General features: G+C 68.6%; 24 protein-coding genes. 6 read left to right on the top strand and 18 right to left on the bottom strand.

All coding sequences use genetic code 11. The annotated features are described in order from the left end of the window. Window positions 1-335 precede the first annotated feature (335 nt). Window positions 336-1,613 carry a phosphoribosylamine--glycine ligase gene (purD, locus tag RWO82_RS09765; RefSeq protein WP_314426232.1) on the top strand — a complete coding sequence of 426 codons (1,278 nt, stop codon included), beginning with the start codon at window positions 336-338 and terminating at the stop codon, window positions 1,611-1,613. Window positions 1,614-1,690: 77 nt separating this feature from the next. Here purD and RWO82_RS09770 read toward each other — a convergent pair whose 3' ends face one another. The 4 genes from RWO82_RS09770 to RWO82_RS15565 form a co-directional block, all read right to left on the bottom strand. After that, the gene (locus RWO82_RS09770; protein WP_314426236.1) at window positions 1,691-2,419 is read right to left on the bottom strand and encodes an amino acid ABC transporter ATP-binding protein; all 729 of its coding nucleotides are present in this window, start codon (window positions 2,417-2,419) and stop codon (window positions 1,691-1,693) included. Next, window positions 2,416-3,831 (bottom strand): amino acid ABC transporter substrate-binding protein/permease, encoded by a 1,416-nt coding sequence (locus RWO82_RS09775; RefSeq protein ID WP_399540746.1) that lies wholly within the window; start codon window positions 3,829-3,831, stop codon window positions 2,416-2,418. Before RWO82_RS09775 ends, RWO82_RS09770 begins: the two co-directional genes overlap by 4 nt. A 183-nt stretch (window positions 3,832-4,014) precedes the next feature. Continuing rightward, window positions 4,015-4,545, bottom strand: coding sequence for a GNAT family N-acetyltransferase (locus RWO82_RS09780; protein WP_314426240.1), 531 nt, complete (start codon window positions 4,543-4,545; stop codon window positions 4,015-4,017). A gap of 41 nt (window positions 4,546-4,586) precedes the next feature. Next, window positions 4,587-4,676 (bottom strand): DUF2442 domain-containing protein, encoded by a 90-nt coding sequence (locus RWO82_RS15565; RefSeq protein ID WP_399540747.1) that lies wholly within the window; start codon window positions 4,674-4,676, stop codon window positions 4,587-4,589. 110 nt (window positions 4,677-4,786) lie between these two features. On the opposite strand from RWO82_RS15565, the gene RWO82_RS09785 reads away from it, so the two are divergent. Together RWO82_RS09785 and RWO82_RS09790 are read left to right on the top strand one after the other, a co-directional pair. Beyond that, on the top strand, window positions 4,787-5,296 hold the full coding sequence (locus RWO82_RS09785; RefSeq protein WP_314426242.1) for an excisionase family DNA-binding protein: 510 nt from the start codon (window positions 4,787-4,789) through the stop codon (window positions 5,294-5,296). 36 nt (window positions 5,297-5,332) lie between these two features. Further along, entirely contained in the window at window positions 5,333-5,905 is a 573-nt protein-coding gene (locus RWO82_RS09790) for a PIN domain-containing protein (RefSeq protein WP_314426245.1), read from the top strand. A gap of 222 nt (window positions 5,906-6,127) precedes the next feature. Here RWO82_RS09790 and RWO82_RS09795 read toward each other — a convergent pair whose 3' ends face one another. The 4 genes from RWO82_RS09795 to RWO82_RS09810 form a co-directional block, all read right to left on the bottom strand. After that, a complete protein-coding gene (locus tag RWO82_RS09795) occupies window positions 6,128-7,702 on the bottom strand; it encodes a DHA2 family efflux MFS transporter permease subunit (protein ID WP_314426248.1) in 1,575 nt (524 codons plus the stop codon). Then, on the bottom strand, window positions 7,699-8,325 hold the full coding sequence (locus RWO82_RS09800) for a PadR family transcriptional regulator (protein WP_314426250.1): 627 nt from the start codon (window positions 8,323-8,325) through the stop codon (window positions 7,699-7,701). The genes RWO82_RS09795 and RWO82_RS09800 overlap by 4 nt, the downstream gene beginning before the upstream one ends. Before the next feature lie 78 nt (window positions 8,326-8,403). Beyond that, complete coding sequence (locus RWO82_RS09805) at window positions 8,404-8,952, bottom strand: GNAT family N-acetyltransferase (RefSeq protein ID WP_314426253.1); 549 nt, start codon at window positions 8,950-8,952, stop codon at window positions 8,404-8,406. 50 nt (window positions 8,953-9,002) lie between these two features. Then, window positions 9,003-9,218 (bottom strand): DUF2945 domain-containing protein, encoded by a 216-nt coding sequence (locus RWO82_RS09810; protein ID WP_314426256.1) that lies wholly within the window; start codon window positions 9,216-9,218, stop codon window positions 9,003-9,005. Between the two features lie 95 nt (window positions 9,219-9,313). On the opposite strand from RWO82_RS09810, the gene RWO82_RS09815 reads away from it, so the two are divergent. Both RWO82_RS09815 and RWO82_RS09820 read left to right on the top strand, forming a co-directional pair. Then, complete coding sequence (locus tag RWO82_RS09815; protein ID WP_314426258.1) at window positions 9,314-10,192, top strand: phosphoribosylaminoimidazolesuccinocarboxamide synthase; 879 nt, start codon at window positions 9,314-9,316, stop codon at window positions 10,190-10,192. 248 nt (window positions 10,193-10,440) lie between these two features. Further along, window positions 10,441-11,796 (top strand): solute carrier family 23 protein, encoded by a 1,356-nt coding sequence (locus RWO82_RS09820; RefSeq protein WP_314426261.1) that lies wholly within the window; start codon window positions 10,441-10,443, stop codon window positions 11,794-11,796. A gap of 81 nt (window positions 11,797-11,877) precedes the next feature. Here the strand turns inward: RWO82_RS09820 and RWO82_RS09825 are convergent, their stop codons facing one another. Genes RWO82_RS09825 through RWO82_RS09845 form a run of 5 tightly spaced genes read right to left on the bottom strand, consistent with a single transcriptional unit; the run spans window position 11,878 to window position 18,043 of the window. Beyond that, entirely contained in the window at window positions 11,878-13,590 is a 1,713-nt protein-coding gene (locus RWO82_RS09825; RefSeq protein ID WP_314426264.1) for a biotin carboxylase N-terminal domain-containing protein, read from the bottom strand. Beyond that, complete coding sequence (locus RWO82_RS09830) at window positions 13,587-15,194, bottom strand: urea amidolyase family protein (RefSeq protein WP_314426267.1); 1,608 nt, start codon at window positions 15,192-15,194, stop codon at window positions 13,587-13,589. Before RWO82_RS09830 ends, RWO82_RS09825 begins: the two co-directional genes overlap by 4 nt. Next, window positions 15,194-15,994: a putative hydro-lyase gene (locus RWO82_RS09835; RefSeq protein ID WP_314426270.1), complete on the bottom strand. Its 801-nt coding sequence runs from the start codon at window positions 15,992-15,994 to the stop codon at window positions 15,194-15,196. Before RWO82_RS09835 ends, RWO82_RS09830 begins: the two co-directional genes overlap by 1 nt. Next, window positions 15,991-16,761 carry a 5-oxoprolinase subunit PxpA gene (locus RWO82_RS09840; RefSeq protein WP_314426272.1) on the bottom strand — a complete coding sequence of 257 codons (771 nt, stop codon included), beginning with the start codon at window positions 16,759-16,761 and terminating at the stop codon, window positions 15,991-15,993. Before RWO82_RS09840 ends, RWO82_RS09835 begins: the two co-directional genes overlap by 4 nt. Window positions 16,762-16,765: 4 nt before the next feature. After that, entirely contained in the window at window positions 16,766-18,043 is a 1,278-nt protein-coding gene (locus RWO82_RS09845; RefSeq protein ID WP_314426274.1) for an NRAMP family divalent metal transporter, read from the bottom strand. 173 nt (window positions 18,044-18,216) lie between these two features. On the opposite strand from RWO82_RS09845, the gene RWO82_RS09850 reads away from it, so the two are divergent. Then, window positions 18,217-18,873 carry a GntR family transcriptional regulator gene (locus RWO82_RS09850; RefSeq protein WP_314426276.1) on the top strand — a complete coding sequence of 219 codons (657 nt, stop codon included), beginning with the start codon at window positions 18,217-18,219 and terminating at the stop codon, window positions 18,871-18,873. Between the two features lie 34 nt (window positions 18,874-18,907). On the opposite strand, the gene RWO82_RS09855 is transcribed toward RWO82_RS09850, so the two are convergent. From RWO82_RS09855 to RWO82_RS09875, 5 genes are all read right to left on the bottom strand, one after another. After that, window positions 18,908-19,573, bottom strand: coding sequence for a TetR family transcriptional regulator (locus RWO82_RS09855; RefSeq protein ID WP_314426280.1), 666 nt, complete (start codon window positions 19,571-19,573; stop codon window positions 18,908-18,910). 196 nt (window positions 19,574-19,769) lie between these two features. Next, window positions 19,770-20,765, bottom strand: a complete 996-nt coding sequence (locus tag RWO82_RS09860) for a LacI family DNA-binding transcriptional regulator (protein WP_314426282.1) — start codon at window positions 20,763-20,765, stop codon at window positions 19,770-19,772. 102 nt (window positions 20,766-20,867) lie between these two features. Next, window positions 20,868-22,304, bottom strand: coding sequence for a family 1 glycosylhydrolase (locus RWO82_RS09865; protein ID WP_314426285.1), 1,437 nt, complete (start codon window positions 22,302-22,304; stop codon window positions 20,868-20,870). A gap of 5 nt (window positions 22,305-22,309) precedes the next feature. Continuing rightward, complete coding sequence (locus RWO82_RS09870) at window positions 22,310-23,200, bottom strand: carbohydrate ABC transporter permease (RefSeq protein ID WP_314426287.1); 891 nt, start codon at window positions 23,198-23,200, stop codon at window positions 22,310-22,312. Then, window positions 23,197-24,282, bottom strand: coding sequence for a sugar ABC transporter permease (locus RWO82_RS09875; protein ID WP_314426290.1), 1,086 nt, complete (start codon window positions 24,280-24,282; stop codon window positions 23,197-23,199). The genes RWO82_RS09870 and RWO82_RS09875 overlap by 4 nt, the downstream gene beginning before the upstream one ends. Between the last annotated feature and the right edge of the window lie 56 nt (window positions 24,283-24,338).

The raw sequence follows: 24,338 nt of genomic DNA on the forward strand, positions 1-24,338 counted from the left end.
CGTTTCGTCTCGCTCGGCTCCGCCGTGCTCGCTCAACGACCGAGACGCCGCACCCCCGATCGTTGAGCGACGACGACGAAGTCGACGGAGACGAAACGCATCCGCATCCGCACCGTGCACTCTTCAACGACCGAGACGCCGCACCCCCGGTCGTTGAGCGACGACGACGAAGTCGACGGAGACGAAACGCATCCGCACCCCCACCCGGCACTCTTCAACGACCGAGACGCCGCACCCCCGGTCGTTGAGCGACGACGACGAAGTCGACGGAGACGAAACGCATCGCATCCGCACCGGGCACGAAACCCGGCGACCCGCGTCGGTAGTCTGGACGGGTGAAGATTCTCGTCCTCGGTTCCGGTGCCCGTGAGCACGCGATCATCCTCGCCCTGCGAGCAGAGACGGCGGAGCACGAGATCTTCGTCGCCCCCGGCAACGCCGGAATCGCGCAGGACGCGACGCCGGTCACCCTCGACATGCTCGACGGAGCAGCGGTGACCTCGTTCGCGAACGAGCACGCCGTCGATCTCGTGGTCGTCGGCCCCGAGGCACCGCTCGTCGCCGGCGTCGCCGATGTGCTGCGCGCACACGGCATCCCCGTGTTCGGCCCGGGCAAGGCCGCCGCCCAACTCGAGGGGTCGAAGTCCTTCGCCAAGCGGATCATGGATGCCGCGGGCGTGCCCACCGGTCGCGCGGTGCGCGCCACCACGATCGCCGAGGTCGAGGCCGCCTTCGACGATCTCGGTGCGCCACACGTGGTGAAGGCCGACGGGCTCGCGGCAGGCAAGGGCGTCGTCGTGACGTCCGACCGCGCCGAGGCCCTCGCGCACGCAGAGCACTACCTCCCGTCGGGTCCGGTGCTGATCGAGGAGTTCCTCTCGGGCCCCGAGGTCTCGCTGTTCTTCCTCAGCGACGGCGACACGGTACGCGCCCTCAGCCCGGCGCAGGACTTCAAGCGCGCGCTCGACGGCGACGAGGGCCCCAACACCGGCGGCATGGGCGCCTATTCGCCCCTCCCCTGGCTCGCCGAGCAGTTCGGCAGCGAGCGGGCCTTCGTCGAGGAGGTCACGCGCGACGTCGCCCTGCCGGTGATCCGTCAGCTCGACAGCGAGGGCACCCCGTTCATCGGTCTGCTGTATGCCGGGCTCATCCTCACGCCGGCGGGAGTGCGCGTGATCGAATTCAACGCCCGCTTCGGCGACCCCGAGACGCAGATCGTGCTGCCTCGCCTCATGACCCCGCTGTCGGAGCTGCTGGCCGCCGCGGCATCCGGCACCCTCGAAGACCAGCCCGAGCCCGAGTTCAGCGACGACGTCGCGATCACCGTCGTCCTCGCGAGCGAGGGGTACCCCGAGGCTCCGCAGACCGGCCGACCGATCGAGGGCCTGGCCGATGCCGCAGCCGTCGAGGGTGTGCGACTCGTGCACGCCGCGACCGCGAGCCCGGACGCCCCGGGTGGCTCGCTGATCGCCACCGGCGGCCGCGTGCTCAACGTCGTGGCCGTGGCATCCGACTTCCGCACCGCGCGCGACCGTGCGTACGAGGCGATCGGGCGCATCGGTCTCGAGGGCTCGCACTTCCGCTCCGACATCGCGGCCCGCGTCGCGGAGTAACCCGTTCGAGTAACGCAAATGGTCCCATTTCTCGTCGGAATGGGACCATTTGCGTTACTCGAAGCGGATGTCGGAGCTCAGAGCACCTTAGAGAGGAAGTCCTTCAGGCGCTCGTTCTTGGGCGCGCCGAACAGCTCGGCGGGCGGGGCCTCTTCGACCACGACGCCGCCGTCCATGAACACCGTGCGCCCCGAGACCTCGCGGGCGAATCCCATCTCGTGCGTCACGAGCACCATCGTCATGCCGCCCGACGCCAGGTCGCGGATGACCTGCAGCACCTCGCCGACCATCTCCGGATCGAGGGCGCTGGTGGCCTCGTCGAAGAGCATGATCTCGGGGTCCATCGCGAGGGCGCGCGCGATCGCGACGCGCTGCTTCTGACCGCCCGACAGCGATGCCGGCTTCGCGTCCGCCTTCTCGGCCAGCCCGACACGGTCGAGCAGAGCCAGTGCGCGCTGCTTCGCCTCGGCCTTCGACAGCTTGCCGAGCTCGACCGGAGCGAGCGTGATGTTCTCGAGCACGGTCATGTGCGGGAACAGGTTGAAGTGCTGGAAGACCATGCCGATGCGCTGACGCACCTCGTCGAGCTTGACGCTCTTGTCCGTCAGGTCGACGCCGTCGACGATGACGTGACCCGACGTCGGCTCCTCGAGCTTGTTGAGGCACCGCAGCAGAGTCGACTTGCCCGAGCCCGACGGCCCGATGACGGCGACGACCTCGCGGTCCGCGACCGTCAGGTCGATGCCCTTGAGTACGTGGTTGTCGCCGAACGACTTGTGCAGGTCCTTGACCTCGATCTTGCTCATGCGGTGAACGTCCTCTCCAGGCGGTTCGCGAGCAGCGTGAGAAGCGTGATCACGACGAAGTAGATGATGGCGACGATCGTCAGCACCTGCGCCGACAGATACGTCGAGGCGATGATCTGACGCGACACGAAGGTCAGCTCGGCGAGGCCGATGACGCTGATCAGCGACGTGTCCTTGAGGGTGATGATGCCCTGGTTCACGAACGAGGGGATCATGATGCGGAACGCCTGCGGCAGCACGACCTTCTGCATCGTCTTCCAGTGCCCCAGGCCGAGCGAACGCGATGCCTCGGCCTGACCGGGGTCGACGGCCTGGATGCCGCCGCGGATGATCTCGGTCATGTACGCACCCGTGTTGAGCGAGAGCGTGATGGCTCCCGCGACGAACGGGTTGAACGTGATCTCGGGGATCAGCTGAGGAATGGCGAAGAACACGAAGAACGCCTGCACCAGGATCGGCGTGCCGCGGAAGACGAACACGTACGCGGTCGCGAGCCAGCGGAACGGGAGGAACTTCGAGATCCGCCCGAAGCCGAACACGATGCCCAGGACGAACGCGGCGACCAGGGCGACGAGCGTCGCGAGGATCGTCAGCCACAGGCCCTGCATGAGTGCCGGCCAGTACTTCACCGCGACCGAGATGATGTCGGTCGCCTGGGTCGTCTCCTCACCGCCCGCGAGGTAGGTGTCGACGATCTCGTCGTACTCACCGGATTCCTGCAGGTTCGCGAGGCCCGCGTTGAACTTCTCGATCAGCTCGGGATTCTGCCCCTTGTTGACCGCGAAGCCGTATTCGCCGCCGAGCTCGGGATCGCCGACGAGGCGGAACCCCGAGCCCTGCTGGATGCCGTAGGCGAGCACCGGGAAGTCCTCGAAGTAGCCGACCGCCTGTCCGGCCTTCACCGCATCGACCATGTCGGTCGTGTCGGAGTAGGGAGTGACGCGGAAGCCGTACTCGTCCTGGTTCTCCTCCGCGAAGGTCTGCCCCTGCGTGCCGGTCTTGACCGCCACGGTCTTGCCGTCGAGGTCTTCGAGCGACTCGATGTCGCTCTCGTCGAGCACGCCCAGCTGGATGCCGCTGGTGAAGTACGGGTCGCTGAAGTCGAAGATCTGCTGACGCTCGTCGGTGATCGACATGCCGGCCATGACGGCATCCACCTGGTTCGACTGCAGCGCCTGCAGCGCCGCATCGAAGCCGAGCTGGCGGATCTCCACCTCGAAGCCCTGGTCTGCGGCGATCGCACGGAGCAGGTCCATGTCGATGCCCACGAGGTCGCCCTCGGGAGACGTGAACTCGAACGGCGCGAACGTGGTGTCGGTGCCGATGACGTAGGTCTCGGACTCGTCGGCGGCCGCGGCAGCGGATGCCCCGCCGAGCAGCGCACCGGCCGCGATGAACGCCGTGAGCGCCATCGCCCCGGCGGTGCGACCGAGCGCGCGCAGGCGCGCGAAAGCGGGAGAGGAATGTGGGATCACGACGGGGGCTCCTCGGATCGGATGGGCGACAGGATGCTGCCACCGGGATGGTCGTCGACCATCCACCCTAACCGGCGACGGCGTGTCGCCGTGATCCGAGGGCCGTCGGCGACCTCGTGACTAGAGCGTGATCCAGTACCGCCGGAGCATCGCGTGCCCCCGCGCCGACTGGTCGCTGACGTCCTGCAGCACCCCTCCGGCACTCTCGATCGTGCGGAAGGATCCGACGTTGTCGTCGTCACACGTGACCAGCACGCGGTCGAGGCCGATCTCGCGTGCACGCTCGAGCCCGAGCCGCAGCGCCGCGGACGCATAGCCCTGACGTCGACGAGATTCCCTCACGGCGTAGCCGATATGACCGCCCACGTCGCGCAGGTAGTCGTTCAGCTCGTGCCTGAAGGAGAGGAACCCCACGACCTCGCCGTCGTCGACGACCCAGTACAGGTCGTTGTGCACGGCGTCGTCGGGCAGTTCAGCCGTGGTGTCGGCGAGCAGCGTCGACTTCTCGACCAGGGCCTCGAGCGTCGCGCGATCCGGAGTGACAGGTGCCTGCAGACCGGACCCGTCGATGTGACTCTCGCCGAATTCGGCGACGGCTACCGCCCAGGAATCGAACAGGTCGGTGGTGGGCCTCGTGAGCTCGATCGTCATCGCCCGATGAGATCACAGCCGGAGCGCGCTCCGCAAACCGCTCAGCGGAGCTGCAGGAGTCCTGCGACCGAGACATCCTCGTCGAGCCGGTTCCAGTGGATGCCCTCCCCGAACCCGATCAGTGTCGGGATCTACGTCAGATTCCTATCGTTCGTTTCTTTCGTTTCTTTTGTTTCCCATCTAAGCTGTACAGATCAGTTCATCGCAAACGCTATAGACAAACCGAGAAACGGATGAAGCCATGAGCGCCGCGCGAGCACAAGACGTGACCGTCTCCCCAGAGCCCGAGCAGGCGGATAGCATCGCGACGGTCCTGAGCTTCATGGAGGCGCACGAAGCGAAGCGTGGCGTAGCACCGGCCGCCGGTTTCTTCCTTAGTGGAACTGGTGAGCACGACCGCGTCGAACTCAATGAGCAGCTGTACGACGTGCTGAAACAAGCTGTCGAAGCTCTCAACCGGGGTCAGTCCGTGAGCCTGTCCGCCAGAGATCGGGAGATCACCACCCAACAGGCCGGTGAGATTCTCGGGATCAGCCGACCCACAGTTGTGCAGCTGATCGAATCAGGGGAGATTCCCGCTCACGTACCTGGGACTGTGCGCCGCAAGCTGTACCTCTCCGACGTACTGGCCTACCGGGACGAGATTCAGAGTCGTCGAAACGCCTTCATCGCAGGGAGCTCCGCACGCTATGGCGACGTGGATCTCGAGGACGTCGACGCGCTCCTCGACGAGGCTCGCAAGGCCCGATGATCCGAGTACACCCGATGCGCATGTCACACTCATCGGGTGTACAAGGCTGTCCTCGATACCTGCGCCCTCGTCCCGAGTCTCCAGCGCGATTTTCTGCTGCAGCTTGCCGCTGAGCGTGCCTACGCACCGGTCTGGGGGTCCGGCATCTTGTTCGAGCTCGATTACGTTCTCGAACGGCTCGACACGAAGCGTGGCATCGAAGAAGAGGAAAGCGATCGTTACCGCGAGCACCTTTTCGATCAGATGGGCAAGGCGTTTCCCGGCTCAACCGTCACGGCGCCGAAGGACCGTGAGTACCCGTACGACGTGAACGACCCGGACGACGGTCACGTCGCCCACGCCGCGATCATCGGGAAGGCTGACGCGATCGTCACCGACGACAGACGCGCTGGATTCCGTACATCCCCCGTGCTGCTCGATGCGGACATTGAAACCGTCAGCCTGGTCGAGTTCGCAGCAAACACCGTCGCCGCCCACCCCAAAGCAGGAGTGAAAGCGCTCCAGGCGATCGCGTCACGGCACGACGTGACCCCCGCGGCGATCCTCGACGACCTCCGCGACCGCTACAAAATGGCCGACGTCGACGAGATCCTCCGGCGACTGATCTGAGCCACGCACATGGGCTCTGGTTTCGACGGAGGTCAACGCACTTGAACCACACTGCGCCGACACTCTGCGATACCCGCGAATGCGCATGACCGTCGGCACGGAGCGACGGTAGCCAGCGTCATGCATCGAGCACGTCGAGTTCGGCACGGGACACCGGCAAAGGTGAAGAGCCGGGTCCTCCGCACGATCGTGCAGAAGACCCGGCTCGCCGCCGGAGGCGGGTCAGGCCGCGGGCGCGGGAGCCTCCGCCGTCGCGGATGCCTCGGCATCCGCCCTGTCATAGCGTCCGAGGAAGAGCGAGGCGACGAGCGCGACCACCATGACGCACGCGGGCAGCAGGATCGCCTGCGACATGCCGGCCGCGAACCCCTCCGCGACCTGCGGGGGGAGCGATCCGCCGCTGATGCCCGCCGGGGCGTCGGCGAGACCGGGAAGGTTCGCCTCGAGGCGTGACTGCATGAACGTGGCGATGGATGCCGAGCCGATGACGGACCCCATGGTGCGGGTGGTGTTGTAGATGCCCGCTCCGGCGCCGGCCTGACGCGGCGGCAGCTTGCGGGTCGCCGTCGTCGCGAGCGGCCCCCACATGCCCGCGTTGCCGACGCCCATGAGCGCCGAAGGCAGCAGGAACATCCAGATCGGGGTGTCCATGTTGATGAGCGCCGAGTACCAGATCAGGGCGACGACCACGCAGAGCAGGCCCGGGATGAGGATGATGCGCGGATCGACGCGGTCGAGCAGCTTGCCGGCGAACGGCGCGAGCACACCAGACAGCACGGCCATCGGGATGAGCAGCAGTGCCGCTTCGGTCGGGGTGAGCCCGCGTGCCGTCTGCAGGAAGAACATCATCGGCAGCGACATGCTCGTCACGGTGAAGCCGACCGCGGCGATCGCGATGTTGGCCCCCGAGAAGTTGCGGTCGCGGAACAGCGCGAGAGGCACCAGGGCCTCGCTGCGGGTGCGCGCCTGCTGCACGATGAACAGCGCGAGCACGACGAGACCCACGATGATCAGGCTCCACACCGAGATGGGGCCCCAGATGACGCCCCAGTCGAACTTCTCGCCCTCCTGCAGTCCTAAGACGATGAGGAACAGCGCGACGGCGCTCAGGATCACGCCGAGGATGTCGAAGCGGTGCGGACTCGTCTGCAGCTTCGGCACCAGGCGCCATGCCAGCACGAACGCGACGATGCCCACGGGGATGTTCACGAAGAAGATCCATTCCCAGCCGAACCCGTCGACGAGCAGTCCGCCCACCAGCGGGCCCACCAGGGTGGCCACGCCGGCGGTCGCACCCCAGAGGCCCATGGCCGCGCCGCGACGCTCGGGCGGGAAGGTGCGGGTGATCACGGCCATGGTCTGCGGCGTCATGAAGGCAGCGCCGAGTCCCTGCACCGCGCGGGCGGCGATCAGCATGCCGAGCGAGTCGGACAGTCCGCACCACAGTGAGGCGAGTGTGAAGATCGCGAGCCCGATCAGGTAGATGTTCTTCGGACCGAAGCGATCGCCCAGGCGGCCCGTGATGAGCAGCGGCACCGCATAGGCGAGAAGGTAGGCGCTCGTGACCCACACCACGTTGTCGAGGTTGTTGGTCGTCGGGTCGAGCGCGGCCTTGATCGCGGGGTTCGCGACCGAGACGATCGTCGTGTCGACGAGGATCATGAAGAAGCCGATGACCAGCGCCCAGAGGGCCGGCCAGGGGCTCGCGGGGCGGTGCCCGACGGCGAACGTTCCGGTCGAGGGACCCGAGGACGACGGTGCCGCGGACGGGCGGCCCGTCGAGGAGGAATCGGTCATTGCTGTGCGGCCTTTCGCTGAGCGAGATAGCGGTCGGTGTTCTCGAACGCCGTGGGTCCCCAGGGGAACTCCTCGGCCTCGAGACGGGCGAGAAGCGAGTCGAGCCAGCGCAGCTCGGCGTCGAGCAGCACCTCCTGGCGCTCGAACTCGACGAGCACCTGCTCCGGGACGCCGTGGCGCCGCGCCTCAGCGAGCCCGTCGCCGTGCAGCGCGTGGCCGCCGGCGAGCGCGACGCGTCTCGTCCGGAGGCAGTCGATCACGTCGGGGCGCTCGAGGTTGTGGGCTTCGGCGAGGGCGATGCGGAACTCCGTCGGGCGGTCTGCGACCGACAGCTCACGACGGAGCCACACGACCAGAGCGTCCTGCCCGGAATCCGTCAGCGTGTAGGTGGTGCGCTCGGGCCGGTTGCCCTCTCGGTCGATGCCGACCTCGGCGATGAGCGCGGACCGCTGGAGCCGACCGACCGTGTGATAGAGCGTGCCGTTCGTGACCGTGAGCAGTCGCTCGTCACGGCGTGCGCGCATCAGGCGCACCATCTCGTAGGGGTGCATGTCGCCCTCGCGCAGCAGCGCGAGCACCATCACCCCCATCGGGGTCAACCGCTCCGCGGAGTCCTTCGACACGGGATCCACCTCAAATAGTCCATGTGGACTATACGCTCGTTCGGTGACGACGACAAGGCGGATGCCGCGCCCTCTCGTCTAGCCCAGCGTGGCGGCGAGCTCCCCGGTCGTCAGCGGTCTATCCGCATACACGAGCCGCATGACCCCGGGGTCGGGGTTGCCCGCATCCGGAGCTCGGTGCACGAGTCGCAGGCCGAGCTTCTCGGCCACATGCGCCGACGCACGGTTGTGCTCGACGAGGTAGGCGACGACGGGACGCGCGGGAGCGATCGCCCTCGCCGCGTCGATTCCCGCCTGCGCCAGTTCGGTCGCCAACCCCTGGCCGTGATGATCGGCTGCGATGCGATAGCCCACGTTCCACACCGCGCCGCCGAGCAGGGTGCACCCGCCGTTGCCGACGACCTCGTCGCTGTCGCGCAGGCGGACGACCCAGGATCCGAGACCGGCCTGATCCCAGCTGCGCTGCCAGCGCTGCATCATCTCGACCGTCTGCGCGGGATCGGTGTGGCGCAGGCTCGGGTAGTGCGTCCACACCCGCGGGTCGCGCTGGATGGCGAAGACGTCGTCGAGGTCCGAGGCGTCGGGCCGCGAGAGTCGTAGGCGCTCGGTGAAGGTGTCGTCGGTCACGGACCCAGAGTAGGCATCCCCGCCGACACTCGGCAGGGGCGTGTGTCCGCTCAGCTGCTCAGCTTGCGCAGCGCCGATCCCTTGTGCGCGGCCTTCTCGCCGCTCTTCTCCGACTTCACGATGTAGGCCGGTTCGTCGTCCGAGGCGGTGAAGCTCTGGCCTGCGAACCGGAAGTCCTTCGTCTTCTTCTCCTCCACGGTGCCGTGGGTGCGCCCCTGGGATGTGTTCCAGCTCACCAGGTCGCCTGTCGACAGGTCTGTGGTCATGATTCCTCCGCTTCTCCGATTCGAGCGTCGCCGTCACGGCCGGATCGCGCCAGCCCTTGACACGACGCTGTGCCGTCTACCGGGATAATGGGCGGGTGAGCACACCTTCGGACGACACGGCGCAGACCATCCCCGGCTGGCGACACATCTACTCGGGCAAGGTCCGCGACCTCTATGCCTCGGAGGACGCCGCCGACACCCGCATCCTCGTGGTCGCCTCCGATCGCGTGAGCGCGTTCGACTCGGTGCTGTCTCCCGGCATCCCCGAGAAGGGTGCGCTGCTCACTCGTCTGAGCCGCTGGTGGTTCGCACAGCTCGGCGATGTTCCGAACCACCTCGCCGAGGGCGACATCCCGGCGAGCGTCGCCGACCGGGCCATGCTCGCGCAGTCGCTCGAGATGCTGCCCGTCGAGTGCGTCGTGCGCGGCTACATCACCGGCTCCGGCTGGGCCGAATACACCGAGAGCGGCACCGTGTGCGGCATCCCGCTGCCCGCCGACCTGCAGAACGGCGACCGCCTGCCTGAGCCGCTGTTCACCCCCGCCTACAAGGCGCCGATGGGCGAGCACGACGAGAACATCACCTTCGAGCAGACCGTCGAGCTCGTCGGCGCCGATCGTGCGGCCGAGCTGCGCGACGTCTCCCTGTCGCTCTACACGCGGGCCGCCGCGATCGCCGAGGAGAAGGGCCTGATCCTCGCCGACACCAAGTTCGAGTTCGGCACGGATGCCGAGGGCGTGCTGCGCCTGGCCGACGAGGTGCTCACCAGCGACTCCTCGCGCTATTGGGATGCCGAGGCCTGGCGCACCGGAACCACGCCGAGCGAGCGGATGGCCAGCTTCGACAAGCAGATCGTGCGCGACTGGCTCGCCGCGAACTGGGACAAGCAGGGCGAGCCGCCCGCGTTGCCGGAGGACATCGTCGAGCGCACGGCCGACCGCTACCGCGAGCTGATCGAGCGCCTCGGGGCCTGACGCGCCTTCCTCCCCACACCAACCCTCCCCCCTTCCCCTTCCCTCCCTCCCCTCCCCTCCCTTCCCGTTCCTCCGCACGCTGTGAAGGAGATCTCTTCCTGCGAAGGACTGATCTGCGGATGCGGTCCTTCGGAGCGCGAGATCTCCTTCGCTACGCGCGCTGAGCCGAGCCCCGCGCACCCAGGGAACACTCAGGAATCGGTAGTGTTGCGGAAGCACTCCCACTCCCCCGATCCTGAGGAGCCCGCATGCCCCTGTGGAAGACCCACGGAAACGGACGCACGGTCGAGCCCGGCGCCGTCGTCACTCCCGAAGAGCGCCTGAACTGGCCCGCCACGATCGCGATCGGCGCACAGCACGTCGTCGCGATGTTCGGCGCCACGTTCCTGGTTCCGACGCTGACGGGCTTCCCCGTCTCGACCACCCTGCTGTTCAGCGGGCTCGGCACCCTGATCTTCCTGCTGATCACCAAGAACCAGCTGCCCAGCTACCTCGGCTCGTCGTTCGCGTTCATCGCGCCGATCACCGCCGCCGTGGCAGCGGGCGGCACCGGGTCGGCCCTCGCGGGAGTCGTCGCCGTCGGAATCCTGCTCGCCGTCGTGGGCCTGGTCGTGCAGTTCGCCGGCCTGCGCTGGGTCGACGCCCTCATGCCCCCCGTGGTCGCGGGCGCCATCGTCGCCCTGATCGGCTTCAACCTCGCCCCCACCGCCTGGAACAACTTCCAGCTCGACCCCGTCACCGCGACGATCACGCTCGTCGCGATCATCGTGTTCGCGGTGCTGTTCCGTGGCTTCCTCGGCCGCATCTCGATCTTCCTCGGCGTCGCGGTCGGCTTCATCTATGCCGCCTTCACCGGGTCGTTCGACGTGCCCAACGCGCTGCGCGGCGGCAAGACGCCTGCCGAGCTCATCGCGGACGCCCCCTGGGTGGGCCTGCCCGAGTTCCAGCTCCCCGACTTCGTCGAGCCCGGCACCTGGTCGACCATCGCGATGTTCCTGCCCGTCGTCCTGGTGCTGGTCGCCGAGAACGTCGGGCACGTGCGCGGCGTCGCGACGATGACCGAGGACGCCTCGATCAACCGGCACACGGGTCGCGCGCTCATCGCCGACGGCGTCGCCACGACCATCGCCGGCGGGTTCGGCGGATCGGGCACCACGACCTACGGCGAGAACATCGGCGTCATGGCCGCCACCCGCGTGTACTCCACCGCCGTCTACTGGGTCGCCGGCCTGTTCGCGATCCTGCTCGCTTTCTCTCCCAAGATCGGCGAGGTCTTCAACTCGATCCCCGCCGGTGTGCTGGGTGGCGCGACCACCGCGCTCTACGGCCTGATCGGCATCATCGGCATCAAGATCTGGGTCGACAGCAAGGTCGACTTCTCCCGGCCGGTCAACCAGTACACCGCCGCCGTCTCGCTCGTGATCGGCATCGCCGGCTTCTCGATGCAGCTCGGCGACTTCTCGTTCGGCGGCATCGTGCTCGGCACGGTCGCGGCCCTGCTGATCTACCACGTGGGCAATGCGATCGCCCGCGCGCGCAAGACCGGCGCCGACGACCCGAAGCCCCTCGAGGCCGTGGGTCCGCTGGGCGGCGACCCCGCGTGATCACGCTCACCCCGTGAACACGACGATCCCGGATGCTGCAGCTGCGGCATCCGGGATCTCTGAGTCAGGGCGCGATCGCTCTCAGGCGATGACGGCGAGGACCGCATCCGGAGCGATCGCCGCCGAGAGCTGCGCCCGGTGCGACAGGATGCCGGCTCGGTGCGCGGCGACCGTGGTCTCCATCTTCATGGCGTCGAGCACGGCGACCGGGTCGCCCTCCGCGACGCTCGCTCCGTCGTCGGCGAGCCATCGCACGAGCGTGCCCGGTGCCGGCGCGCGCAGCTCCGTCGGGTCGGATGCCGCGGCCGCGGTTCCGCCATCCGCGAGTCCGCCGAGCCCGGACAGCAGGCCCAGCGGGAGTCCGAGCACGACTCGACGCCCGTCGATCTCGACGGGGAAGCGCTGGAGCGCGGCATCCGGTGCCGGCGCCGGTCGCAGCTGCGGTTCGAGTCGGGGCAGCAGCGTGCTCTCGATCCACTGCGTGTGCACCGCGAACGTGTCGGTGGCGAAGGCCTCGTCGTCGAGCGCGAGGAGGTCGAACGGGATGACGGTGGCCGGACCCTCGACGACCAGTTCGCGCAGCGCGCGACGCGCCCGCACGAGCGCGGCGTCGCGACTGTCGGCGTGCACGACGAGCTTCGCGATCATCGAGTCGAAGGCCGGCTGAACGACGTCGCCCGCCTCGATCCCGCTGTCCCAGCGCACGCCGGGCCCGCCGGGGATGCGCAGCGACGCGACTCGGCCGGGGCTGGGGAGGAATCCGCGACCGGGGTCTTCCGCGTTGATGCGGAACTCGAAGGAGTGACCTGTCGGCACGGGGGTCTCGGTGAACGAGATGCCCTCGCCGAACGCGATGCGGAACTGCTCGCGCACGAGGTCGGTTCCCGTCACCTGCTCCGTGACGGGATGCTCGACCTGAAGGCGGGTGTTCACCTCGAGGAAGGAGATCGTGCCGTCGGCGGCGAGGAGGAACTCCACGGTGCCCGCGCCTCGGTACTGCACCTCGGCGCAGATCGCCCGGGCCGCCTCGTGGAATCGCGCGCGCTGCTCGGCCGACAGTCCGGGGGCCGGTGCCTCTTCGATGAGCTTCTGGTTGCGGCGCTGCATCGAGCAGTCCCTGTCGCCCACCACGACGACGCCGCCGTGCCCGTCACCGAGCACCTGCACCTCGATGTGACGCGGACTCTCGAGGAAGCGCTCGACGAAGCACTCCCCGCGTCCGAAGGCGGCGATCGCCTCGCGGGTCGCCGCGTCGAAGGCATCCGCCACCTCCGAGAGCGCCCGGACGACCTTGAGACCCCGGCCGCCGCCGCCGAAGGCCGCCTTGATGGCGATCGGCAGGCCGTGCTCCTCGGCGAACGCCACGGCCTCGGCCGGACCCGCGAGAGACTGGTCGGTGCCGGCCGCCAACGGGGCGCCGACGCGCTGCGCGATGCGACGGGCGGTCATCTTGTCGCCGAGCGCATCGATGCTCTCGGGCGAGGGGCCGATCCAGATCAGACCCGCCTCTTCGACGGATCGCGCGAAGTCCGCACTCTCCGACAGGAATCCGTAACCGGGGTGCACGGCGTCCGCACCGCTGCGCCGCGCCGCCTCGAGCAGAGCCTCGACCGACAGGTATGTGGTCGCCGCGGTGTCACCGCCCAGCCCCAGCGCCTCATCGGCGAGCCGCACGTGCATCGCGTCGGCATCCTGATCGGCGTAGACCGCGATCGATGTGTATCCGGCCTCGGCGCAGGCGCGGATCACGCGCACGGCGATCTCTCCGCGGTTGGCGATCAGCACCTTGGTCATGAGGTCTCCTTGACGATGAAGCGGATGCGCACGCCGGGCGGCAGCTGACCGGCGAGGTCGAGGCTGCGGTCGGTGAGGGCACCGATGATCGGGTATCCGCCGGTGAGCGGGTGATCGGGCAGGAACAGCACGGGCTGTCCGTCGGGCGGCACCTGGATCGCTCCGGTGACGGCGCCCTCGCTGGGCAGCTCCCCGCCGCGCGATCGTTCCAGGGGCACGGCGCCCTCGAGCCGGATGCCGACCCGATCGGAGCGCGGTGTGACCGTCCACTCCTGCTCCGTGAGGGTCGCGAGCGCCGCCGGTGCGAACCAGTCGTCGCGCGGCCCGAGAGTGATCTCGAGCTCGACGAGTTCTCCCGGCGCCGGAAGAAGACGGTGCACGGGATCGGGTTCGACGACGTGCACGCCGGCATCGCCGATCGGGATCACGGATCCTGCCGCGACCGGGTCGGGCCCGAGTCCTGCGAGAGTGTCGGCCGCGCGGCTGCCCAGCGCCGATGCCGCGTCGAGACCTCCGCGCACTGCGATGACGTAGCGCAGGCCGCGCTCGGGGTGTCCGAGGGTCAGTTCGTCGCCGTCGACCGTGGCGAACGGCTCACCGTGCCGGACGGAGCGGGTGCCGCCCTCGGCGCCGGTCAGGGTCACCGCACCCGCCGCTCCCGTGATCGCGGCCACACCTGATCCGTGGAACCGCAGCACCGCGCCGCCGACGCTCTCGAGCACCGCGGCACCCGGTGCGTTGCCCACGGCCCTGTTCGCCTCGCGCATCGCACGGCGGTCGGCGACACCGGATGCCGAGACGCCGAGCGCCGCGAAGCCCGCACGCCCGGCATCCTGCACCAGCAGCTGCAGCGAGGTCCGGACGACCTCGACCGCGCGGGACGGGGCTACGCCGGGATCGGTCGATGCGGCACCGGCCTGTTCCTCGGAGACACGCCCCTCAGCGGCCTGATCGCCTCCGATCTCCCCCGCCGAGGCCTCCGCGTGCGCCCGCGCCTGCGCCCGCACCTGCTCGAATCGCACGGTCGTGCCGGGCGAGAGCAGCGCCGGCGGATCACGATCGATGTCCCACATCACGGCGTCGGTGCGTCCGATGAGCTGCCAGCCGCCCGGGCTCTCGCGCGGGTAGACCCCGGTGAACTGTCCGGCCAGCGCCACGGATCCCGCGGGAACCCGCGTGCGCGGCGACGAGCGGCGGGGCACGTCGAACAGCGGATCGCTGCTCACGACGTAACCGAAACCGGGGGCGAAGCCCGAGAACGCGACCTTCCAGTCGGCGGCGAGATGCCGCTTCACGAGCTCTTCGGCCGTCACGCCGAGCAGCGATGCCGCCTCATCGAGATCGGCACCGTCGTAGCGCACCGGCACCGTGACCTCGCCGGTGGCCGGCAGGTGAGCGGTGTCGACCTCGGTCGTGGCGAGCACATCGGCGAGGTCGGCGGCCGACACGACCAGCGGATCGAAGCGCACGAGCACGGTGCGCGCACCGGGGATGCGCTCGACGACACCCGGCACGCCATCCCACGCGAGGTTCAGCCGCATCGCCTCGTCGAGGTCGGCGGCCTCGACGAGCAGGGCGTGATCGGATGCCGTGAGGATGCGCATCAGACGAGGTACTCCGCATCCGGCACGTCGGTGATGAACATGTATCCCGGGGCGTGCGTGATCGCGAACGGCGGCTTCGAGGCCATGATCGCGGCCTGCGGGGTGACGCCGCACGCCCAGAAGACCGGCACTTCGCCCTCGCGCACCTCGGGGGCGTCGCCGAAGTCGGGGCGCATGAGGTCGGCGATGCCGAGGGAAGCCGGGTCGCCGACATGAACGGGAGCACCGTGCACTGCGGGGGTGCGACCCGAGATCTGCACTGCATCGGCCACGCGGCCGGCAGGGATCGGCCGCATCGACACGACCATCTCTCCGCTCAGACGGCCCGCCGGCGCACACGGCACCGCGGTGCGGTACATCGGCACGTTGCGGCCGAGCTCCTGATGGCGGATCGGGATGCCCGCTTCGACGAGCCCCGTCTCGAACGTGAAGCTGCATCCGATGAGGAACGAGACGAGGCCGGGATGCTCCGACCAGGCCGCCGTCGCATCGGCGACCTCCTCGACCAGTTCGCCGTCTCGCCAGATGCGGTAGCGGCCGATGTCCGTCCTGATGTCACTCCCGGGCGCGAGCCGCGACTCCACCCGTCCCTGCTCGATGACCTCGAGCACGGGGCACGGCTTCGGATTCCGCTGCGCGAAGAGCAGCGTCTCGAATGCCCAGTCGGCCGGCACCGAGATGAGATTCGCCTGCGTGAGTCCGGTCGCGATGCCGCTGGTCGGCTCGGCGTGCCCTGAGCGGATCGCGGCACGGGCAGCACGGGCGTCGGCGAGCTGCTCGGCGGTGGCGAGGACGCTCATCTCGCGCTCCCGGCGAACGGGGCGATCGTGATACCCGCGTCCTGCAGCATCCGTCTGGTCTCCGCCGCCATCGCGACCGACCCGGGGCTGTCGCCGTGCACGCAGATCGACTGCGCGCTGACGGGCACGTCGGTGCCGTCGATCGCCCGGATCACTCCCTCGCCGGCGAGCCGCACCATGCGCTCGGCGACCGCGGCCGGATCGTGCAGCACCGACCCCGCCTCGGTGCGAGAGACCAGCTGGCCGTCGGGCTGATACGCCCGATCCGCGAAGGCCTCGGCCGCTGTTTGCAGGCCCTCGCGCTCGGCGACGTCGAGCACGACGCCGCCCGCGAGCCCCAACAGCACGAGGTCGGGGTCGATCGCGCGGATGGCCGCGACGACGGCCCTCGCCTGCCGCTCGTCGCGCGCGATCGTGTTGTACAGCGCGCCGTGCGGCTTGACGTAGGCGACGTCTCCGCCGGCCGCGGACGCGAGACCCATCAGGGCTCCGAGCTGATACTCGACGTGCGCCTGCAGGGTGGCCGAGTCGATGTCGACCTTCGTGCGGCCGAAGTTCTCGTAGTCGCGGTAACCGGGGTGCGCCCCGATCACGACGCCGCGGGCCACGGCGCCGGCGAGGGTCTCGCGGATGCCCTCGGGGCTGCCCGCGTGGAAGCCGCACGCCACGTTCGCGCTGGTGACGAGGCCGAGCATGCTCTCGTCGTCGCTGACCACCCGGTCGGGGACGTTCTCTCCCAGGTCGGAGTTCAGATCGATGGATGCCATGGGGTCACGCTCCGATTCCGAGGAAGGCGAAGATGGGGCCGACCGAGACGATGCCCATGTACCAGGTCAGCAGCGTCACGAGCGTACCGGCGATGAGAAGCCACATCGGGTACTTCTTCGAGCCGAGCAGGTCGCGGCGGAACCATCCGATGTACATGAAGACCGTGAGGCCGATCGGGAGGATCAGCCCGTTGAAGCCGCCGACGAACACCAGGATCGCGGCGGGCGCCGTGCCGATCGACAGGTACACGATGAGCGAGACGACGATGAAGGCCACGGTCGCCAGCTGCAGCGGCCAGCCGCCCCGGAGCTTCTTGGTGAAGGTCGAGAGGAAGGTCGCCGACGTGTATGCCGCACCGATCACCGAGCTGATGGCCGCGGCCCAGAAGATCGCACCAAAGATGCGCAGCCCCGCGTCACCGAGCACGGCGCCGAACGCCTGACCCGCGGGGTTCGCGGCCTGGCCCGACAGATCGAGCGAGACGCCCGAGGCGACGACACCGAGGATCGCGAGGAACAGCACGTAGCGCATGACGCCGGTGACGAGGATGCCGTTCGCGGCGGCGCGCATCACGGGGCCGGCCTGCTCGGGGCCCGTGTGACCCGAGTCGAGATAGCGGTGGGCGCCGGAGTAGGTGATGTATCCGCCGACTGTTCCGCCGACGATCGTGGTGATGGTGGCGAAGTTGAGCTCGTCGGGCACGAACGTCTGTCGCAGTGCTTCGCCGATCGGCGGCTGGGCGATCACGGCGACCATGATCGTCATCCCGATCATGCCGATGCCGAGGACCACCAGCACGATGTCCATCACCGGTCCGGCCTTCTTGACCAGGAAGATGATGATCGCGAGCGCGGCGGTGAGCGCTCCTCCGAGCTTGGGGTCGATGCCGAGCAGGGCGTTCAAGCCCAGTCCGCCACCGGCGATGTTGCCGATGTTGAAGGCCAGACCGCCGATCACGACGAGCACGGCGATCAGGTGGCCCGAGAACGGGATGGCGCTGTTGGCGAGTTCACCCGCGCGCTTGCCGGAGGACGTGATCATGCGCCAGATGTTCAGCTGCACGGCGATGTCGACGAGGATCGAGACGAGGATCGCGAAGGCGAAAGCCGCCCCCATCGTCGCCGTGAACGTGGCGGTCTGCGTGATGAAGCCGGGGCCGATGGCACTGGTGGCCATCAGGAAGATCGCCCCGATCACGGCGCTGCGACCCGCGCGCCTCTTGGCGGTGGCGAGGCGGGTTTCGTCTTCTGAGGACAGCGAGGCTGTGGTGTTCTCTGACATTGCGGGGGATTTCCCATCGTCGTTGGTGGGTCTCGAGTGACACCCAGTGTAGAACGGATTGAGACGTATTGTTCAACAACTTTGTTTCGTACGTGCTACGAAAGGGTTGCGTTCGTATATAGGCGACGCCGACGCCATGAATGATCCGCTCACGCCCCGCCTACGATGAAGGCATGAACCAGCAGGGCATGCTCGCCGACGCGCTCCGCCAGCAGATCATCGACGGCGCCTTCGCCCCCGGCTCGCGGCTGTCGGAGTCCGCGCTCGCCGAGCACTTCGGCGTCGCCCGCAACACCCTGCGCGAGGCGTTCCGCGCCCTGTCCGAGCAGGGGCTGCTCGAGCACGTGCCGCACCGGGGAGTCTCGGTCGCGTCGCCCTCGATCGCCGATGTGATCGACATCTATCGCGCACGGCGGATCATCGAGTGCACCGCCCTGCTGCACTCCGAGCCCGAGCACCCGGCTGTTCACGGGATGCAGGAGGCGGTGCTCGCCGCGGAGGCGGCCGCCCAGGATGCGATCCTCGACGACGCCGAGACGTGGCGCGCGGTCGGCAGCGCCAACATGGCCTTCCACGTCGCCCTGGTCTCGCTCGCCGACAGCCCGCGCCTCGCCCGCACCTACCGCGACCTCGCAGCCGAGCTGAGACTCGCGTTCCTGAAGATCGACGATCCCCGCTCGCTCCACGAGCCGTTCGTGCGCAAGAACCGCGCCGTGCTCGACACCTTCCTCACGCGCGGCGCGCGGGCCGGGGCGGAAGAGCTCGAACGCTACCTGGTGCAGTCCGAGCGGGTGGTTCTCGGCGCGTTCGCGCGAATGCAGCTGGAATGACCGCGCGAGCGGCCGATCGGTTCCGCGGTCCGGCTCAGCGGACCGGGCGCACCGCGCGGATCGCTCGCAACCTGAGCTCGTCGTCCCGCGGTGCGAGGTCCAGTGGCAACGGCTCTTCCGGCTCGCGGAGCTCGTAGAGGCGGTACATCCATCGACGCGCGTCCTCGAGGGGGAACGAGTCGCCGTACACGGCGTACTTGATCACGATGCCCTCGAGAGTGCTGCGGAGCATGACCTCCTCGAGTGCGGGATCGACGGCGCCGCGGTCGCGGAACATGCCGCGCACGATGTCCTCGGCAGCCGCGGCCTGCTCGCGGAACCGCTGCTCGGACTCGGCGAAGAGTCGGTGGGTGTCGGGCTGCTGCTGGATGGCGAGCACCGCACGCTGCAGAGGCAGCGCGAATCCGGTGGCCCTGAGCACTCCGTCGATGATGCCCGCCAGCATGTCGTCGGGCGATCCCGTCCACTGCGGGATCGCGAACAGCACCTCGAACCACTTGTCGATCACGGCGCCGACCAACTGGTCCTTGCCACCGAAGTGATAATTCGCGAGCCCCTGGGCGACACCCGCCCGTCTGGTGATCTCGGCGATGCTGGCGCCGGAGACGCCCTTCTCGCCGAAGAGCTCGATCGCCGAGAGAAGGATGTTCTCCCGCGCGCGCTCCCGTACCTGCCTGTTGCGCTCGTCGGATTGCGCCACGACCGTCCTCTTCCCCGGAAATCGGACGACTTCAACATTCGAAGCCAAACCTATATATTAGACGCTGAATGATCGTTCAGGCCGAGCGGGGGCCGGGAAGCCCGACGACATTCGGCCCGGTCTTCGGGTGACCGGGCATCGACGCGGTGCGGACCCCGCTGAGGGGAATTGGGGTTCGCACCCGCGTTCGAACAGCCTACGCCGAGTCGCGGACGATGAGCTCGGTCGGCAGGATCGTCTGGTGCGCGGGGTCGCGCCCGGCGAGGCGCGAGAGCAGCACTCCCGCCATCGCCTCGCCCTGTGCGTACATCGGCTGGCGCATGGTGGTGAGTTGCGGGTCGGTGCTCACCGCGACGGAGGAGTCATCGAATCCGACGATCGCGATATCGTCGGGGACCCGGATGCCGGCCGCGCGCAGCGCCGTGATCGCTCCGCGCGCCATGAGGTCACTCGCGACGAAGATCGCGTCGGGGCGTCCGGCAGCGAGGATCCGCCGCGCGGCATCCGCGCCGCTCGCCTCGCTGTAGTCGCCGGCCTCTTCCGCGAACGGCGTGAGCCCCGCATCCGCCAGCGCACTGCGGAAGCCCTGCACGCGGTCGATCGACGAGACCATCGTCACCGGGCCGCCGATCGTCGCGATGCGCTGCCGGCCGCTCGCGATCAGGTGAGCCGTCGCGGTGCGCGCGCCCTCGACGTTGTCGACGTCGACGACGTAGTCGCCGTCGCGGAACCGCGTGGGTCGCCCGCCCCAGACCACCGGCACCGCATCCGCGACGCGATCGATGAACGCGTCGCTGGTGTGGTGCGACACGATGAGCGCACCGTCGACGCCGCCGTTGCGCACGAAGCTCGTCATCTTGTCGCCGGGGTCATCGCTCGCGATGAGCAGGTTGAGCAGATAGTCGGTGCGGCGGAGAGCGCTGGTGATACCCGCGACGATCTCGGCGAAGAACGGGTCGCCGAAGAACGTCGTGGTGTCTTCGGGAACGATCAGCGCTATCGCATGGGTCTGCCTCGACGCGAGCGAGCGGGCCGCACGATTGGGCACGTAGCTGAGCTCTTCGATGGCGCGCTGCACGGCGACGAGAGCCTCGGGACTCACGGCCGTGGAGCCGTTCACGACGCGTGACACGGTCGATCGCGAGACGCCTGCGGCCGACGCCACCTCTTCGATGGTCGCTCGAGATGACACAGCTCTCCCTCCGGTTCGACCCGCCACCGTCGCCGCGAACCGCTCTTGCGACCCGTGACCGGGGCGGGACGGGCCCGCTGAGCGATTCGACAGCGATCGCGCTCAGAGAGAGCGTGCGGCGATGATGCGAGCGTACTCCCGGCCGGAGTCCTTGAGAGAACGCTCCTGGGTGTCGTAGTCGACGCGCACGATGCCGAAGCGCTTGTCGTAGCCCCACGCCCATTCGAAGTTGTCGAGCATCGACCAGTAGAAGAAGCCCCGCACGTCGACTCCGGCATCCGCCGCATCGAGCACGGCGCCGAGGTGCAGGCGCAGGAACTCGGTGCGGTCGGCGTCGTGGACGCGGGTCTCGCCGTCCTCGACCACGGCCACGTCGTTATAGGCGGCGCCGTTCTCCGTCATGTAGAGCACGGTCCCTGCGGGCTCGGCGTATTCGGTCCACACGCGCTGCAACACGCGCGTGAGACCCTCGGGCTGCACCTCCCAGCCCTGCGCGGTACGCGGCAGACCGCGCTCGACCGTGTGGATCCCCTCGTGCGACGGATACGGGCTGCGACCGGGCCGACCCGTGGCCGGGCCACCGCTGACCGGCGCCCGATCCGGAGCCGGGGCCGCGCCCGAGACGAAGTCCCCGTGGTAGTAGTTGACGCCCTGCGTGTCGATGCGCTGCGAGATCACGTCGAGGTCGCCGTCGTGCACGGCATCCGTGAAGCGCGCGACCGCATCCGCATCCACCGCCCGGATGTCCCTGATGATGTCGTCGGGGTACACACCGCGGTAGATCGGGTCGAGGAACCAGCGGTTGAACTGTCCGTCGACGCGTCGCGCGGCGTCGATGTCTGCGGGGTTGGCGGGATCGGCGGGGTCCGCGACCGTGTGGTTCAGCGTGATGCCGAGGTTGAGGCTCTCATCGCGACCCCTCAGCTCGCGCACCGTCTCTCCGTGCGCGAGCAGGAGGTGGTGCGCCGAGAGCAGACCCTCCGCGACGCTCGTGTGCCCCGGGGCGTGCTCGCCGCCCGTGTAGGAGAGGAAAGACGAGCACCAGGGCTCGTTGAGCGTGGTCCACACGTTCACCCGGTCACCCAGCGCGTCGTGCATGGTGCCCGCGTACTCGAGGAAGCGCCCGACCGTGTCGCGGTTGGTCCATCCACCGGTCTCCTGCAGCGCCTGCGGCATGTCCCAGTGATACAGAGTTAGCCAGGGCAGGATGTCGTGGGCGAGCATCTCGTCGACCAGGCGCTCGTAGAAGTCGACGCCCTTCGCGTTGACCGCGCCGCCGTCAGGCCGCACCCGCGACCACGAGGTCGAGAAGCGGTAGGTCTGCAGGCCGAGCTCCTTCATCAGGGCGACGTCCTGCGGGTACCGGTGGTAGTGATCGCACGCCACATCGCCGTTGTCCCCGCCGATCACCGCTCCGGGCTCCCGGCTGAAGGCGTCCCAGATCGACGCTGTGCGCCCGTCTTCGAAAGCGGCCCCCTCGATCTGGTACGCCGCTGTCGCGGCGCCGAACAGGAAGTTCTCGGGGAAGGCGCGGGTCATGAAGGTCATCCTTTCACCGCGCCCGCCATGATGCCACTGACCAGCTGCCGACCCGCCACCACGAAGAGGACGAGCAGGGGAAGGGTCGCGAGCACCGCGCCGGCGAGCACGATCGAGTAGTCGATGTAGTAGCCCGACTGCAGCTGGCTGAGCGCCGTCTGCAGTGTCGGATTCTGGGGGGAGAGCACGATCAGGGGCCACAGGTAGTCGGTCCACGCCGTCATGAAGGTGAAGAGCCCGAGGATCGCCATCGCGGGGCGCGCGGCGGGCAGGCCCACGGTCAGGAAGGTGCGGAACTGGTTCGCGCCGTCCATCCGCGCGGCCTCGATCAGCTCGTCGGGGATCACGTCGACGAGGTACTGCCGCATGAAGAACACGCCGAACGCCGTGACCAGAGTCGGAACGATGACCGCGCCGATCGACCCGGTCCATCCGAGCTCGCGCATCAGCATGAACAACGGGATGATGCCCAGCTGCGTCGGGATCGCCATGGTCGCGATCACGAAGATCATCAGGCCGTCGCGACCCTTGAACCGCAGTTTCGCGAACGCGTACCCGGCGAGGGTGGAGAACGTCACGACCGAGATCGTGATGATGCCCGAGATGAGGAACGAGTTGCCCAGCGCCAGCCAGAACGGGATCGCATCGAACACCTTCGCGGCGTTCGCGAAGAAGTTCCCGCCGGGGATCAGCGGCAGCGTCTCACCGCGGGTGGCATTGGTGCCGCTCGCCACGACGACCGACCACCACAGCGGGTAGACGCTGCCGATGATGAACGCGGCGAGCAGGCCGTAGGTGAGGAAGCCGGGGCGGCTGCCGATTCCGGCGTTGCCGCCGACGGCGCCTCGACGCCGGCGGATCTTCTCGGGGACGCTCAGCGCCTGTGTGGCGGTCATCGCGCGTTCTCCTCGGTCGTGGTGGCGATCGTCGTGCCGGCAGCGGCCGTGGTGGCGGCTGCGGCGGCGGTGCGGGCGCGCCGGCGTGCGGCGCGGCCCTTCGGTGCGTCTCCGGTGGAGATGCGCCGCGAGATGAGGAAGTTGATCACTCCGATGCCGACGATGAGCAGGAACAGCAGGATCGCGACGGCGGATGCCTCGCCGAGGTCGCGCCGGAAGAACGCCAGCTCCCACAGGAACAGCACCGTCGTCTGGAACTGCCTGTCGCTGCCGCCGATGCCGCCCGCCGTCGAGACGTCGAACAGACGAGGCTCGGCGAAGATCTGCAGACCGCCGATCGTGGCCGTGATGATCACGAAGATCAGCGTCGGACGGATGGTCGGGATCGTGATCGAGAAGAATCGGCGGGCGGCCCCCGCGCCGTCGAGGGCGGCGGACTCGTAGAGGTCGCGCGGCACGGCCTGCATGGCCGCGAGCAGGATCAGGGCGTTGTAACCCGTCCAGCGGAAGTTCACCATCACCGCGATCGCGAGATGAGACAGCGCGGTGTCGTGCTTCCACTCCTGGTCGGCGATTCCGATGATGTTGAGCAGGTTGTTGGCGAGGCCGTCGGCCTCGTTGAAGATGCTCGAGAAGATGATCGCGACCGCCACCGGCGTCACGACGAACGGGATCAGCACGCTCATGCGCCAGAACGTCGGGGCGCGCAGACCGCGGTCGAGGAGGTAGGCGATCACGAGGGCGACCGCGAGCTGCGGGATCGCCGAGAGCAGGAAGATGCTCAGCGTGTTGACGATGGAGTTCCAGAACATCGGATCGCCGAGGATCTCGACGAAGTTGCCGGCGCCGATGAACTCACCCTGCCCTTTGAGCAGGTCCCACTCGTGCACGGCCACCCAGACCGTGTAGAGCAGGGGGAAGAGGCCGACCAGCCCGAAGAGCAGGAAGAACGGCGAGATGTAGAAGTACGGCGAGGCGTTCTGGTCGAAGCGCGACAGGCGGTGCCGCCAGGGACGCCGGCCCGCGGCATCCCGCTTCGGTGCGTCGGATGCCGTCTCGGGGCGTTCCGCTGTGAGTGTCATGAGGGTTCCTTGTCGAGTGACGCGTTTCGTCCGGGAAAGGCTTCGGTCGTCGAGCG

It is taken from the genome of uncultured Microbacterium sp. (assembly GCF_963521645.1).
In the GTDB taxonomy this organism is placed as follows: domain Bacteria; phylum Actinomycetota; class Actinomycetes; order Actinomycetales; family Microbacteriaceae; genus Microbacterium.

Excerpts from the sequence above, each read along its gene's own strand:
- RWO82_RS09770 (WP_314426236.1), bottom strand. The coding sequence starts at position 2,419 with ATGAGCAAGATCGAGGTCAAGGACCTGCACAAGTCGTTCGGCGACAAC.
- RWO82_RS09775 (WP_399540746.1), bottom strand. The coding sequence starts at position 3,831 with ATGGCGCTCACGGCGTTCATCGCGGCCGGTGCGCTGCTCGGCGGGGCA.
- RWO82_RS09780 (WP_314426240.1), bottom strand. The coding sequence starts at position 4,545 with ATGACGATCGAGCTCACGAGGCCCACCACCGACCTGTTCGATTCCTGG.
- RWO82_RS09785 (WP_314426242.1), top strand. The coding sequence starts at position 4,787 with ATGAGCGCCGCGCGAGCACAAGACGTGACCGTCTCCCCAGAGCCCGAG.
- RWO82_RS09795 (WP_314426248.1), bottom strand. The coding sequence starts at position 7,702 with ATGACCGATTCCTCCTCGACGGGCCGCCCGTCCGCGGCACCGTCGTCC.
- RWO82_RS09810 (WP_314426256.1), bottom strand. The coding sequence starts at position 9,218 with ATGACCACAGACCTGTCGACAGGCGACCTGGTGAGCTGGAACACATCC.
- RWO82_RS09820 (WP_314426261.1), top strand. The coding sequence starts at position 10,441 with ATGCCCCTGTGGAAGACCCACGGAAACGGACGCACGGTCGAGCCCGGC.
- RWO82_RS09825 (WP_314426264.1), bottom strand. The coding sequence starts at position 13,590 with ATGACCAAGGTGCTGATCGCCAACCGCGGAGAGATCGCCGTGCGCGTG.
- RWO82_RS09830 (WP_314426267.1), bottom strand. The coding sequence starts at position 15,194 with ATGCGCATCCTCACGGCATCCGATCACGCCCTGCTCGTCGAGGCCGCC.
- RWO82_RS09835 (WP_314426270.1), bottom strand. The coding sequence starts at position 15,994 with ATGAGCGTCCTCGCCACCGCCGAGCAGCTCGCCGACGCCCGTGCTGCC.
- RWO82_RS09840 (WP_314426272.1), bottom strand. The coding sequence starts at position 16,761 with ATGGCATCCATCGATCTGAACTCCGACCTGGGAGAGAACGTCCCCGAC.
- RWO82_RS09845 (WP_314426274.1), bottom strand. The coding sequence starts at position 18,043 with ATGTCAGAGAACACCACAGCCTCGCTGTCCTCAGAAGACGAAACCCGC.
- RWO82_RS09850 (WP_314426276.1), top strand. The coding sequence starts at position 18,217 with ATGAACCAGCAGGGCATGCTCGCCGACGCGCTCCGCCAGCAGATCATC.
- RWO82_RS09865 (WP_314426285.1), bottom strand. The coding sequence starts at position 22,304 with ATGACCCGCGCCTTCCCCGAGAACTTCCTGTTCGGCGCCGCGACAGCG.
- RWO82_RS09870 (WP_314426287.1), bottom strand. The coding sequence starts at position 23,200 with ATGACCGCCACACAGGCGCTGAGCGTCCCCGAGAAGATCCGCCGGCGT.
- RWO82_RS09875 (WP_314426290.1), bottom strand. The coding sequence starts at position 24,282 with ATGACACTCACAGCGGAACGCCCCGAGACGGCATCCGACGCACCGAAG.